Origin of the sequence: Azorhizobium sp. AG788, from assembly GCF_943371865.1 — a bacterium.
Lineage (GTDB): Bacteria > Pseudomonadota > Alphaproteobacteria > Rhizobiales > Xanthobacteraceae > Azorhizobium.
Genome location: NZ_CALRWL010000005.1, coordinates 1 through 12,832, shown reverse-complemented (window position 1 = coordinate 12,832; position 12,832 = coordinate 1). Strand labels below are relative to the sequence as shown.

Below are 12,832 nucleotides of genomic sequence, written 5' to 3'. Positions count from 1 at the left end.
CATTGCTCGCAAGACAGAGCATGGAGAGCAGCGGTGCGGCAAGTCGGTTGCCAGAAGGGCGGTAATAAAGTCCGTAATAGCGCGCGCGATAGTGCGGTCTATATTACCGCCATGCGCTCTATTCCGACGGCCGCGTGACGATGAACGTCGCCAACCCCAAGAAGAACAGGCCCAGGCCCCACAGCACCGCCACCGGCGCGCCCACATACCAGACGGCGGTCCAGCTGCCGACGAAGCTCATGAGGGAAAACGCCTTCACCACCAGAGGAATGGCGCCGGTCTGCTGCCAGCGCACCACGCTGGGGCCGAGATAGCGGTTGGTCAGCAGCCAGGTTTCAAAGCGCGGCGAGGTGCGGGCGAAGCACCAGGCGGCGCCGATCAGGAACACGGTGGCCGGCATCATCGGCACCACCATGCCGATGGCCCCCAGCACCAGGCAGACGACGCCCAAGGCGAAGATCATCCGCTTCATCACCAACTGACGGAACATGGCGGCGGCGAACGGCGGGCGCTCGGTGGGATCAGGGGACAAGGTCTGGCCTTAAGCTGGCGCCGAGGGGACGGGCGACCTTGGCCCGTCAGCCGGCGGAGAGCAAGCGCATGGCCGCATCGCGCTCATGCAGATACATGTGCAGCCGCAGGCCCTTGGTGGTCTCGCCGGCCAGTTCGGGATCGGCGGCGATGGTGGCGGCCGCCGCATCCCGGGCCTGCGGCACCAGTTCCCCATGCACGTCCATGCGGGCGATCTTGAAGCCGGGGAAGCCGCTCTGCCGGGTGCCCAGCACATCGCCTTCGCCGCGCAGGCGCAGATCTTCCTCGGCGATGCGGAAGCCGTCCTCGGTCTCGCGCAGGATGGCGAGGCGGGACTTGGCGATCTCGCTCAACGGGGTGCGGAACAGCAGCAGGCAGGTGGACGGCTTGTCGCCGCGGCCCACGCGCCCGCGCAATTGGTGGAGCTGGGCGAGGCCGAAGCGCTCCGCATGCTCGATCACCATGATGGTGGCGTTGGGCACGTTCACCCCCACCTCCACCACCGTGGTGGCCACCAGAATGCGCGCCTGCCCGGAGGCAAAGCGCGCCATGGCGGCATCCTTCTCCGCCCCGGTCAGGCGCCCGTGCACCAGTTCCACCGCATCGCCGAAATAGGCGCGCAGATCGTCGGCGCGCTCGGTGGCGGCGGCCAGATCCGAGGTGTCGGTCTCCTCCACCAGCGGGCAGATCCAATAGCATTGCGCCCCCTGCGCCAGCGCCCGGCCCACGGCGGCCACCACTTCGCCCAGGCGCTCCAGCGACACCGAGCGGGTGTCCACCGGCAGGCGACCGGGGGGCTTCTCGCGCAGCTCGGAACTGTCCATGTCGCCGAACAGGGTCAGCACCAAAGTGCGGGGAATGGGGGTGGCGGTCATCAGCAGCATGTCCACCGCTTGGCCCTTGCGGGAGAAGGTGAGGCGCTGCTCCACGCCGAAGCGGTGCTGCTCGTCCACCACCGCGAAGGCGAGATCGGCGAACACCACGTCGTCCTGGATCAGGGCATGGGTGCCCACCACCAGCCCGATGCGCCCCTCCTGCAAGCCGTCGAGAATGGCGGCGCGGGTGCGGCCCTTCTCGCGGCCGGTGAGCAGGGCCACCTCGATGCCGGCGGCGGCGGCCAGCGGGGCGATAGTCTCCAGATGCTGGCGGGCGAGGATTTCGGTCGGCGCCATCAGCGCCGCCTGTCGTCCCGCCTCGATGGCGCCGGCGGCGGCCAGCAGCGCCACCACCGTCTTGCCCGAGCCCACGTCGCCCTGGAGCAGCCGCAGCATGCGGGTGTCAGCTTCCATGTCGCCGCGAATGGCGGCCAGCGCCGTCTCCTGCGCGCCGGTGAGCTGGAAGGGGAGAGCGGCGCGGATCTTCTGCGCCAGATCGCCGGGGCTGCGGGTGGCGCGCCCGCCCGCCTTCACCTGCCGCGCCCGCACCAGGGCCAGCGTGACCTGATGGGCATAGAGCTCGTCGAAGGCCAGGCGGGTCCAGGCCCGCCCGGTGGGCTGGGCGTCCGCCGGGGTCTGGGGCTGGTGCACCCGGATCAGCGCGTCCCGGAACGAGGGCCAGTCACCGGCGCCGAGCAGATCGGGCGGGATCTCTTCCGGCATTTCCGGCACGCGGGCGAGCGCCGCCTCCATGGCCCGGCGCACATGGCCGGCGGCCAGCCCCTCCACCAGGGGATAGACCGTCTCCACCGGCGAGAGCTTGGCGAGGCCCGCCGCATCGAGGATGCGGTCGGGATGGGTCATCTGCCGCATGCCGTCATAGAGCGTGATGCGCCCGCACAGCCAGCGGGTTTCGCCCTCGGGGAGCAGGCGCTCGATGCGGGCGCGCTCGATGTTGAAATGCACCACTTGGAGGTCGCCGCTGGCATCGCTCACATAGGTGCGGTGCGGCGCGCGGCGGCCGGGGGGCGGGGCCTGATGGCCATCCACCCGCACCTCGATGGTCACGTCGGTATCGGGGGCGGCTTCCGCGATGGTGGGGCGGGCGCGCCGGTCCACCAGGCCGGAGGGCATGTGGAACAGCAGGTCGATCACCCGCGGCGCCTCGCGGCCCAACAGCCGTCCGAACGGCTTCATCATCTTGGGGCCGATGCCCGCAAGGCTGGTGAGGGGGGCGAAGAGGGGATCGAGCAAAGCCGGGCGCATGGGCGCCGACCGTGACCGACCGTCCCACGGGAGGCAAGGGGCGGGGCAGGGGGCGTCCACCGGAACCGCCCAGTTTGGGGGCGCCGTCATGCACGCAACCCCAAAGAGCAGATGCTCAGACACGCGGACCGAGCCTATGTATTGCAGACGATGGCGATCTTGTTGCCGGCGGGATCGCGCATATAGGCCGCATACCAGTTCGGCCCATATTGGGGCCGCAGGCCTGGGGCGCCGTCGTCCGCGCCGCCGTGGGCCATGGCCGCGGCATAAAACGCATCCACGGCCTGATGCGAGGGGGCGAAGAAGCCGATCATGGACCCGTTTCCGGCCGTTGCCGGTTCCCCATTGAACGGCTTTGCCACCCACAGGACGAAGCCCTGGCCGTCGCCCTTCTCGGAATAGGCCCGCCAATCGGGAAAGGAGGCATGGCTCTTCCAGCCGATCGTCGCCAAGGCGGCGTCATAAAACGCGCAGGACGCCTCCGAGTCGATCGCGCCGACGGTTGCATAGACGCTCATTTTTCCCTCCCGTGTGACTCCGTGTCTGTGCAGGCAGGATACATTTCGAATAGAACATAACAAGAACATTTTCCGGGAAATCCCCGGCGATGGGGCTGCCCGATCCGTTTCCCAGAGGATGGATGGCGGAGGGCACGTTTCTGCCCGCTTCCTCAACGGCGCATCCCGCCGCTGTCATCAGGTGCAATCCGCGCGATTTTCCCCTTACACTCGTCCCGGGACGGATGGGGCGAAGATGAGCGACAGCGACGCCGAACGCGCGGAACGGGCCGCTTTCATCCTGGGGCTGCGGGGACGCGGCATCCGGGATGTGGCGGTGCTGCGCGCATTGGAGCTGGTGCCCCGCGCGCTTTTCGTGGATCCCACCTTGCGCCGCCATGCCTATGAGGACGTGGCCCTGCCCATCGCCTGCGGCCAGACCATGTCGCAGCCGAGCCTGGTGGCGGCCATGACCGAGGCGCTGGCGCTGACCGCCGAACATGCGGTGCTGGAGATCGGCACCGGCAGCGGCTATCAGGCGGCCGTGCTCTCGCATCTGGCCTCGCAGGTGGTGACCATGGATCGCTACCGCGCCTTGGTGAGCGAGGCACAGGTGCGCTTCAAGGTGCTGGGCCTGCGCAATGTCACCGCCTTCCTGGGTGACGGCACCCTGGGCCTGCCGGCGCGGGCGCCGTTCGACCGCATCATCATCACCGCCGCCGGCACCGAGCTGCACAAGGCGCTGGTGGATCAGTTGAAGCCCGGCGGCCTGCTGGTGGCGCCCATCGGCGAAGCGCGCCAAGTGCAGACGCTGCGGCTGTTCACCAAGGAGGCCACGGGCCTCGTGGCCAAGGACCTGATGGCGGTGCGCTTCGTGCCGCTGGTGCCCGGCGTCGCCACCACCCTCTAGCTCGCTCGGCCTTTGCGGGGACGTGCCGCAGGCGCATCCCACGGCTGAACATCCATCCCGCCCACACCGATTAGCAACGCTGCGCGCATGGACGCGACCGGCGCCGGGCTGTCCATGGCAGATCCCGGCCAGATGCGGTCTGGCGCCGGGCCGCCCGCATGCGGGCTTTTCCTCACGCCCCAGTGGGGAGATCGCGTCGCCCGTGCGGGCAAGTCTGTGATGGGCCCTGTCCTGCTGATGCTGAAGGGTAACTCAGTGCCGCAAAGAATTCAGTTAGATTAGAACTATTAAATATCAAATATTCTATCGTGCGATGACGAAGTATTGCAGTCCTGTTTTTGAAATGTAATCCAGGGTCCATGTGCAGCCACACTTTGCGTCAGTTGGGTTGGTTGTTGATGACTTGAGTTTCAACTTCTTTGGGGGCTGGTTTGTCTGGGATTTCAGTGTTGGAGCGGGGCCGTGCGTGGTCTTTGTCCTCTCGCCATCGCTGCGGCGGTGCGTGCCGCCGAACCGATCTGCGCTCCGGCGTAGCGCTGGCGGTGCTGATCGCACAGTCCTGCCTCTGGGCGGTCCCCGCGGCTGCGCAGCAGGCCGGCAGCGACGTGGTTCTCGATACGGTGGTGGTTCAGAGCGACGGCGTTCGGGCCGATCTGCCGGCGGCGTTTCCCGGCGGGCAGGTGGCGCGCGGCGGCAATCTGGGCCTGCTGGGCACCACGGATGTGTTCAACGCCCCGTTCAGCCTGATCACTTACACCAGCGAAGCCATTCGCGACCGGCAGGCGGCCACCGCGGCGGACGCGCTGATCCTCGATCCCTCGGTGCGCGTCACCAGTCCCGGCGGCGGGATGCTGGATTCCTATTATATCCGTGGCTTTCCGGTGAATGAGGGCACGGCGGGGGAGGTGGCGTTCGCCGGGGTCTATGGCGTGGCCCCCAGCTTCCGCATCTTCAACGATTATGTGGAGCGCATCGAGGTGCTCAAGGGGCCGGGCGCGCTGCTGTACGGCATGTCGCCCAACGGCGGCGTCGGCGGCGTCATCAACATTGTGCCCAAGATCGCCCGCGAGGACCTCACCCGCCTCAGCACCGCTTATGTCTCCGACGGCAACGTCAGCGGCCATGCGGACATCGCCCGCCGCTATGGCGAGAACCGGGAGTTCGGCGTGCGCTTCTCCGGCGGGCTCGGGGCCGGCGATACGGTGTTCGACAATCAGGCCGAGCGCATGCAGGTGGGGGCGCTGGCGCTGGACTATCAGGGCGAGCGCTATCGCAGCTGGCTCTATCTGTTAGCGCAGAACGAGAACATCACCGCGCCCACGCGCCCGTTCCAGGTGGCCAGCGGGCTGGCGGTGCCGAGCGCACCCAATGGGCGCAACAATGTCACCCAGTCCTGGGAATGGTCGCAATCCGACGATCGCTCGGTGCTGTGGCGCAACGAATACGACATCTCGGACACTCTGATGGTGTTCGCCAATGTCGGCGCGGCCAATTCCGGCGTCGAGCGCTATTTTGGCCTTCCCACCATCATCAATGCGGCCGGAGATACGCGCTCTTCGGTGCAATATTATAATCTGGATGTGGATCGCTACACCTATGACCTTGGCGGCCGCGCCAAGTTCGATACCGGCTTCGTGCACCACACGGTGAGCCTGGAAGGGTCATATTATGACGAGACCCAGAACCGGGCCTATCCGACCAGTCCCGGCTCGGTGCTCTCCAACATCTACAATCCCATCGCCCGCGCGCCGATCGCCTACACCTCCGCTGCCATGATGCGCTTGTCGGACAGCACGCTGAGCGGGATTTCGCTGGCCGATACCCTGGCGGTGCTGGAGGACCGCATCCAGCTCACCTTGGGCGTGCGGCTGCAAAATGTAGAGTCCAACAACTACTCCACCACCACCGGCGCGCGGACCACCTCATATGACGAGAGCGCCGTCTCGCCCATGGCCGGTCTGGTGGTGCGGCCGCTGCAGAATGTGTCGTTCTACGCCAATTATATCGAGGGCCTGAGCAAGGGCGACGTGGCGCCGGTCACCGCCACCAATTCCGGCGAGGTGTTCGCGCCCTATCAGTCCAAGCAGACCGAAATCGGCGTGAAGTGGGAGGCCGGCAAGCTGGTGACGACCCTGGCGGTGTTCCAGATCACCAAGCCCGGCGCGGAGTTGAGCAGCGCCGGCCTCTATTCGGTGAGCGGCCAGCAGCGGGTGCGCGGCATCGAATGGGAGACCTTCGGCGAGGTGATGCCGGGCGTGCGCATTCTCGGCGGCGTTACCTTGATGCAGGGCATGCTCACCCAGACCGCCACCGTCGCCAATGTGGGCAACACCCCCATCGGCGTGCCCTCGGTCCAGGCCAATATTGGCGCCGAATGGGATCTGCCCTGGATCAAGGGCCTGACCGCCAATGGCGCGCTGATCTACAGCGGCAAGCAATATATCAACACCGCCAACACCCAATGGCTGCCGGAGTGGACGCGGGTGGATCTCGGCCTGCGCTATGTGACCACCATCAATGATCGCCGCACCACCTTCCGCGCCTCGGTGCAGAATGTGGCGGATACCGCTTATTGGGCGGGCGTGGCTTCGTTCGGTACCTTTTCCCTGGGCGCGCCGCGCACCTTCCTCGTCTCCATGGACGTGGACTTCTAGGCTCCGCTGCCCATGGGCCGGGGGCCTCGGGCCCCCGGCGGCCACGGCCGCTCCATTGCGCCCGCCGTACCGATGCTCTACCAAAACCGCCTGATGGTGCGGTCGAGAGGACACGCCGTGATCTTGGCTGAACGGCTGACGGCGCTGGTGGCAAGCGCGATGGTCTCGCTGCTGCTGGCCTCCTGCGCCGGCCGTCCGGCGGGGGTGCTGATTCCGGTCACCACCGAGGTGCCGGGCACCAGCCGGGTCGCCATGGCGGTGGCCACCACCCGCGCCCGCACCACCGGTCCCGACATGTTCACCGGCGAGCGCGGCGCCACGCCCAGCTTTGCCGAAATCACCGTCTCGCTGCCCCCCGATGCCGCGCGCCAGATCGGCGAGGTGCAGTGGCCGCGCAGCGTTCCCGGCAATCCGGCTACCGATTTCGTGGTCACCGGCGCCCGCGACATGGATCGCGGCCAAGCGCTGGCCTGGCTGCATGCGGACGTGGCCAAGCGGCCGCAGCACCAGGTGCTGGTGTTCGTCCATGGCTACAACAGCCGGTTTGACGATGCGGTGTTCCGCTTTGCCCAGATCGTCCATGATTCCGGGGCGAACGTGACGCCGGTGCTGTTCACCTGGCCCTCCCGCGGCAGCCTTTTGGCCTATGGCTATGACCGCGAGAGCGCGGTCTATTCCCGCGATGCGCTGGAAGACCTGCTGGGAGGGCTCGCCAACGACCCGGCGGTGGGGGAAATCTCGATCCTGGCCCATTCCATGGGCAATTGGGTGACCTTCGAGGCGTTGCGGCAGATGGGCATCCGCAAGGGGCGCATTCCGGCCAAGATCAAGAATGTGATGCTGGCCGCCCCCGATGTGGACGTGGACATCTTCCAGCAGCAATGGAAGGACCTGGGCACGCCGATGCCGAACGTCACCTTGTTCGTGTCCCAGGATGACCGGGCGCTGCAGGTGTCGCAGCGGGTGTGGGGGTCCAAGGCGCGGCTGGGGCAGGTGAATCCGGAGATCGAGCCCTATCGCAGCGAGTTCATCTCCCGCAAGATCACGGTGCTCGATCTCACCACGCTGAACACGTCGGACAATCTGAACCACGGCAAGTTCGCCGCGAGCCCGGGCGTCGTGCAGCTGATCGGCGCGCGCCTCGCCGCGCAGAAGACCATCACCGACAATCGCGACGGGGTGGGCGACCGCATCCTGCAGGTGACCACCGGCGCCGCCTCCAGCATCGGGCAGGCGGCGGGTCTGGTGATCTCCGCGCCGGTGGCGGTGCTGGATGCCAACACCCGCGACAATCTCGGCGCGCAGATGCAGAATCTGGGCGGTACGGTCTCCGGTACCGTCGGCTCCACCACGGGCCTGATCACCACGGTACCGAACAGCCAGTGAGGCCTGTGTTTTCCATGTGGCAAAATCGTCACATGGCCGCAATTGTTACGCGGGGACGCCGGACTTAAGCGCTCGTTTACCCATAGGGCCTTTACTCCACGACATGTTCGGAGCGTGCGAGTCAGGTCACATGACATCTTCCAGCCAAACCTTGGGACGTATTGTGATCGCTCGTTTTGCGGCGGTCAGCCTGGTGGCCCTTGGGCTGGCCGGATGCAGTTCCGACGCGACCCGTTTCTCCGAAACCGCGTCCGCCGCGCCGTCCGCCGGCCTGCCCCGCCAGGGCAATGCGGATGTGACAGGTTCCCTTGGGGCCGCCCCCACCTCGCGGGTGGATGCCGCCCCCATCGGCGCCCCGTCCGTGGCCGGTGCGCCCCCGGCCGCTTACGCTCCGTCCACCGCCTCCTACGGCCCCACGGGCGGCCAGCCGCTCTATGGCGCGCCGGGCTATGCCGCTGCCCCTGCGGCACCCCCGGTACCGGCGGCACCGGCACCCGCCGTGGCCACCGCCAATGCGGGCACCCATGTGGTGACCTCCGGCGAAACCTTGTCCTCCATCGGCCGCCGTTACGGGGTGACCCGCACCCAGGTCGCCACCGCCAACGGTTTGGCGCCGGAAGCCAATCTGCGGATCGGCCAGCATCTGGTCATTCCCGGCACCGGTGGCCCGGTGGTCGCCCAGGCCCATCCCGCCGCGACGCCGGTTCCCGTGGCCGCCGCGCCGCTGGCCAGCAAGCCGCAGAATCTGGCGGCGACGCCCTTGGCCGCCCCGGTGGCGCCGGCCGCGGCGCCGCTCGCCGCCGCCAAGCCGAATCAACTGGCCGCGCCTGCCACCACCACGCCGCCCAAGACCGCCGCGGTGACCACCGCCGCGCTCGCGCCGACCGCTGCCGCGCCGGCCGCCACCGGCAAGCCCGGCGCCGCGCCGGTCAAGGTCGAGACCGCCGCCAAGGTGACCCCCGCCGAGGAGGCCGATGATGCCCGCGGCCCCGGCACGGGCCCGCAGTTCCGGGCCCCGGTGCGCGGCCGGGTGATCTCCGGCTTCGGACCCAAGCCGGGCGGTACCCGCAATGACGGCGTCAATTTCGCGGTGCCGGAAGGCACCGGTGTGCGCGCCGCCGAGGACGGCACCGTGGCTTATGCGGGCAATGAGCTGAAGGGCTATGGCAATCTGGTGCTCATCAAGCATGCGGACGGCTTTGTGACCGCCTATGCCCATAACAGCGAGATCATGGTGAAGCGCGGCGACACCGTCCGGCGCGGCCAGATCGTGGCCAAGGCGGGCCAGAGCGGCGGCGTGAACACCCCGCAGTTGCACTTTGAAATCCGCAAGGGCTCGCAGCCGGTGGATCCCAGCCAATATGTGGCTGGCCTGTGAGTGTCCCGCGGACCTGAATGGTTTTGCGCGTTCCTCCCGAGTGACTTCCAACGGCCGGGCCTGCCCGGCCGTTTTCTTGTGCGGCACGCCCTGAGAGGCGAGCCCCAGCCCAAGGCAGGGCTGCCCCTCGCTTGACGCAGCCATCGGGCGCTTGACGCCTCCGGCCCACGCCGATAGGCCCGTGCCATGACGACCCACGCTCCAGCTTCACGCGCCCTCATTGTCGGCCTCTCGGGCCTGCGTCTCACGCCGGTGGAGCGCGCCTTCCTGCGCGACATCCGCCCCTGGGGGCTGATCCTGTTCGCCCGCAACGTGGCCGACCCCATGCAGGTGCGCGATCTGGTGGCGGACGCCCGCGGCGAATTGGGCTGGCAGGCCCCGGTGCTGATCGACCAGGAAGGCGGGCGGGTGCAGCGCCTGCGGCCGCCGCATTGGCCGGAATATCCCGCCGCCGAGCGCTTCGGGCAGCTCTATCGCCATGATCGCCAGCATGGGCTGACCGCCGTGCGGCTGAATTCGCGGCTGATGGCCGCCGATCTGATGGCGCTGGGCATTGATGTGGATTGCCTGCCGGTGGCGGATCTACGCTTGCCGCAAGGCCACGGGGTGATCGGCAACCGCGCCTATGGCGAGGATCCCGCCAGCGTCGCCGTGATGGCCGGCGCTGCCGCCCAGGGCCTGCTGGATGGCGGCGTGCTGCCGGTTCTGAAACACATTCCCGGCCATGGCCGCGCCCGGGTGGACAGCCACGAGGGCCTGCCCACGGTGGAGACGCCCCGCGCCGAGCTGGAAGCGACCGATTTCGCCGCCTTCCGCCCGCTGCGTGGCCTGCCTTTGGCCATGACCGCCCACGTGGTCTATGCTGACCTCGATCCGACCGCGCCTGCCACCACCTCCAAGCTGGTGCTGGACGAGGTGGTGCGCGGCTTTATCGGCTTCGACGGCGCGCTGATGAGCGACGACCTGTCCATGGGCGCATTGTCCGGTACGCTGGCGGAGCGGGCCAAGGCGGCCATTGACGCCGGCTGCGATCTGCTGCTGCATTGCAACGGCATCCCCGAGGAAATGGACGAAGTGGCCACCGAGGCGCCCGAGCTGGACGGACTGGCGGCAGAGCGCGCCGCTCGCGCCTTGACCTGGCGCTCGGCGCCGCCGGCCTTCGATGCCGATAGCGCCCGCCGCGAAGTGGCGCGGCTGCTCCGTCTGGCGGCCTGAGGCGCTCATGTCCGGCGCGCCATCCTCCGAAGGGGAACGGCCGGCGGACCCCGCAGCCTCGGACTTTGCGGAAGACCAGCTCCCCACCGCCGCCGAGGGCGCGTTTGTGGTGGATCTGGACGGCTTCGAAGGCCCGCTGGATCTGCTGCTGGCGCTGGCCCGCACCCAGAAGGTGGATCTGGCCCGCATCTCCATCCTCGCTTTGGCGAACCAGTATCTCGCCTTCATCGACGAGGCCCGCCGGGTGCGGCTGGAACTGGCCGCCGACTATCTGGTGATGGCGGCGTGGCTGGCCTATCTGAAATCCCGCCTGCTGCTGCCGCTGCCGCCCAAGGAAGACGGCCCCAGTGCGGAAGAGCTGGCCGCCGCCTTCACCCGCCGCCTGCGCCATCTGGAGCGCATCCGCACCGCCGCCGCAGCCTTGATGGCCCGCGAGCGCCTGGGCGTGCACGTGTTTCCCCGCGCCGCGCCCGATGCCAGCGTGGTGGAGAGCCGGCCGGTGGTGTTCACCGCCACGCTCTATGATTTGTTGTCCGCTTATGCCCAGCAGCGGCAGAAGCAGGCGCTGTCCTTCGTGACGCTCAAGACCCGCATGGTGTGGTCGCTGGCCGAGGCGCGCGCGCGGCTGGAACGGCTGCTCGGCGGGGCGGCAGGGGACTGGATGCGCCTCGACGACTTCCTGCTAGACTATCTCACCACGCCGGAGCAGCGCGCCACCGCGCTCGCCTCCAGCTTTTCGGCCAGCCTCGAGATGGTGAAGGAGGGCAAGGTGGACATACGTCAGGACGCGCCCTTCGCGCCCCTGTGGCTGCGCCCGCGTCCGGCGCCGGGCTCCGACGCATGATCGCACCCGCCCCAGGGGGGCCGGCATGAGCCGGACCGCGCCGCGCATCGACCTGTTCGACGTCCGCCCGGACGACGAGCGCGCCGTCGCGCTGGCCCGCGATCTGCGGATCATCGAGGCACTGCTGTTCACCTCCAGCCAGCCTTTGGACGCGGCGGCGCTGGCGGCGCAATTGCCCGGCAAGACCGATATCGAGGCGCTGATGGAGATCCTCGGCGCCGATTATGCCCGGCGCGGGGTCAATATCATCAAGGCGGCGGGCGGCTGGATGCTGCGCACCGCGCCGGATCTCGCCCATGTGGTGGCCGCCGGGGCGGTGGAGCCGCGCAAGATGTCCCGCGCCGCGGTGGAGGTGCTGTCCATCGTCGCCTACCATCAGCCGGTGACGCGGGCGGAAATCGAGGACATTCGCGGCGTCTCCACCTCCAAGGGCACGCTGGACGTGCTGCTGGAGAGCGGCTGGGTGCGCCTGCGCGGCCGCCGCAAGGCGCCGGGGCGCCCGGTCACTTATGGCACCACGCCGGCCTTTCTGGTGCATTTCGGCCTGGATGCGCTGCAGGACCTGCCGGGCCTGGATGAATTGCGCGGGGCCGGGCTTTTGGACGGGCGCATTCCCCAGGGCTTCTCCATTCCCTTGCCCTCGGACGATGCCGGCCTGCGCGACGACGAGGAGCCGCTGGAAAAGGAGCCGCTCGATCTCGCTTTGGCGCCGCTGCTGGCGCCGTTGGAGGACGAGGAGTGAGCGGCACCGCGGCGCCCGCACCATCTCCTTCCTGCGCCTGAGGCCCCCGGATGAATGCAGAGGTTCCCATCTTGCGCACCCGCACCCCCGCCGCCTTCGCCAAGGGCCTGAGCTTCGAGCAGGTCTCGCTCGCCTATGGCGCGGTGGAGGCGGTGCGCGGGGTGAGCCTCGCCGTGGAGCCGGGGGAGGTGCTGTGCCTCTTGGGGCAATCCGGCTGCGGCAAGACCTCGCTGCTGCGCCTTGCTGCCGGCATCGAGCGGCCGGATCGGGGCCGGGTGTGCGTGGACGGCATGGAAGTGGCCGGTCCTGACGCCTTCGTGCCGCCGGAGCGGCGGGGCGTGGGGCTGGTGTTCCAGGACTATGCCCTGTTCCCGCATCTGACGAATCTGGAGAACGTGATGTTCGGCCTGTCCCGCCTCAAGCGGGCCGAGGCCGAGGCGGAGGCCCGCCGGGCGCTGGCGCGGGTGGCGCTGGAGGGGCTGGCCAAGGCTTATCCCCATGAATTATCCGGCGGCCAGCAGCAGCGGGTGGCGC

At 68.5% G+C, this 12,832-nt stretch carries 11 protein-coding genes; 8 read left to right on the top strand and 3 right to left on the bottom strand.

The annotated features are described in order from the left end of the window. Positions 1-118: 118 nt before the first annotated feature. The 3 genes from AAG816_RS04765 to AAG816_RS04755 all read right to left on the bottom strand — a co-directional run bounded on the left by AAG816_RS04765 (position 119) and on the right by AAG816_RS04755 (position 3,190). The gene (locus AAG816_RS04765; protein WP_341988386.1) at positions 119-532 is read right to left on the bottom strand and encodes a YbaN family protein; all 414 of its coding nucleotides are present in this window, start codon (positions 530-532) and stop codon (positions 119-121) included. A gap of 46 nt (positions 533-578) precedes the next feature. Then, positions 579-2,672, bottom strand: coding sequence for an ATP-dependent DNA helicase RecG (recG, locus tag AAG816_RS04760; protein WP_341988385.1), 2,094 nt, complete (start codon positions 2,670-2,672; stop codon positions 579-581). Between the two features lie 134 nt (positions 2,673-2,806). Next, positions 2,807-3,190: a VOC family protein gene (locus tag AAG816_RS04755; RefSeq protein WP_341988384.1), complete on the bottom strand. Its 384-nt coding sequence runs from the start codon at positions 3,188-3,190 to the stop codon at positions 2,807-2,809. A gap of 235 nt (positions 3,191-3,425) precedes the next feature. Between AAG816_RS04755 and AAG816_RS04750 the strand changes: the two genes are divergently transcribed. From AAG816_RS04750 to AAG816_RS04715, 8 genes are all read left to right on the top strand, one after another. After that, a complete protein-coding gene (locus AAG816_RS04750; protein ID WP_341988383.1) occupies positions 3,426-4,079 on the top strand; it encodes a protein-L-isoaspartate(D-aspartate) O-methyltransferase in 654 nt (217 codons plus the stop codon). Between the two features lie 473 nt (positions 4,080-4,552). Then, positions 4,553-6,733: a TonB-dependent siderophore receptor gene (locus tag AAG816_RS04745; protein WP_341988382.1), complete on the top strand. Its 2,181-nt coding sequence runs from the start codon at positions 4,553-4,555 to the stop codon at positions 6,731-6,733. A 117-nt stretch (positions 6,734-6,850) separates the two neighbouring features. Then, positions 6,851-8,119, top strand: a complete 1,269-nt coding sequence (locus AAG816_RS04740) for an alpha/beta hydrolase (protein WP_341988381.1) — start codon at positions 6,851-6,853, stop codon at positions 8,117-8,119. A gap of 163 nt (positions 8,120-8,282) precedes the next feature. Then, the gene (locus AAG816_RS04735) at positions 8,283-9,497 is read left to right on the top strand and encodes a M23 family metallopeptidase (RefSeq protein WP_341988380.1); all 1,215 of its coding nucleotides are present in this window, start codon (positions 8,283-8,285) and stop codon (positions 9,495-9,497) included. A 186-nt stretch (positions 9,498-9,683) separates the two neighbouring features. Further along, positions 9,684-10,712: a beta-N-acetylhexosaminidase gene (nagZ, locus tag AAG816_RS04730; RefSeq protein ID WP_341988379.1), complete on the top strand. Its 1,029-nt coding sequence runs from the start codon at positions 9,684-9,686 to the stop codon at positions 10,710-10,712. A 7-nt stretch (positions 10,713-10,719) separates the two neighbouring features. Then, entirely contained in the window at positions 10,720-11,556 is an 837-nt protein-coding gene (locus AAG816_RS04725) for a ScpA family protein (RefSeq protein WP_341988378.1), read from the top strand. 25 nt (positions 11,557-11,581) lie between these two features. Next, on the top strand, positions 11,582-12,298 hold the full coding sequence (scpB, locus tag AAG816_RS04720; RefSeq protein WP_341988377.1) for an SMC-Scp complex subunit ScpB: 717 nt from the start codon (positions 11,582-11,584) through the stop codon (positions 12,296-12,298). A gap of 50 nt (positions 12,299-12,348) precedes the next feature. Further along, on the top strand, positions 12,349-12,832 hold a 484-nt coding region (locus AAG816_RS04715), incomplete at its 3' end, for an ATP-binding cassette domain-containing protein (RefSeq protein ID WP_341988376.1).

What these genes read in the sequence shown, in the direction of transcription:
- recG (WP_341988385.1), bottom strand. Translation starts at nt 2,672, where the DNA reads ATGCGCCCGGCTTTGCTCGATCCCCTCTTCGCCCCCCTCACCAGCCTT.
- AAG816_RS04755 (WP_341988384.1), bottom strand. Translation starts at nt 3,190, where the DNA reads ATGAGCGTCTATGCAACCGTCGGCGCGATCGACTCGGAGGCGTCCTGC.
- AAG816_RS04750 (WP_341988383.1), top strand. Translation starts at nt 3,426, where the DNA reads ATGAGCGACAGCGACGCCGAACGCGCGGAACGGGCCGCTTTCATCCTG.
- nagZ (WP_341988379.1), top strand. Translation starts at nt 9,684, where the DNA reads ATGACGACCCACGCTCCAGCTTCACGCGCCCTCATTGTCGGCCTCTCG.
- AAG816_RS04725 (WP_341988378.1), top strand. Translation starts at nt 10,720, where the DNA reads ATGTCCGGCGCGCCATCCTCCGAAGGGGAACGGCCGGCGGACCCCGCA.
- scpB (WP_341988377.1), top strand. Translation starts at nt 11,582, where the DNA reads ATGAGCCGGACCGCGCCGCGCATCGACCTGTTCGACGTCCGCCCGGAC.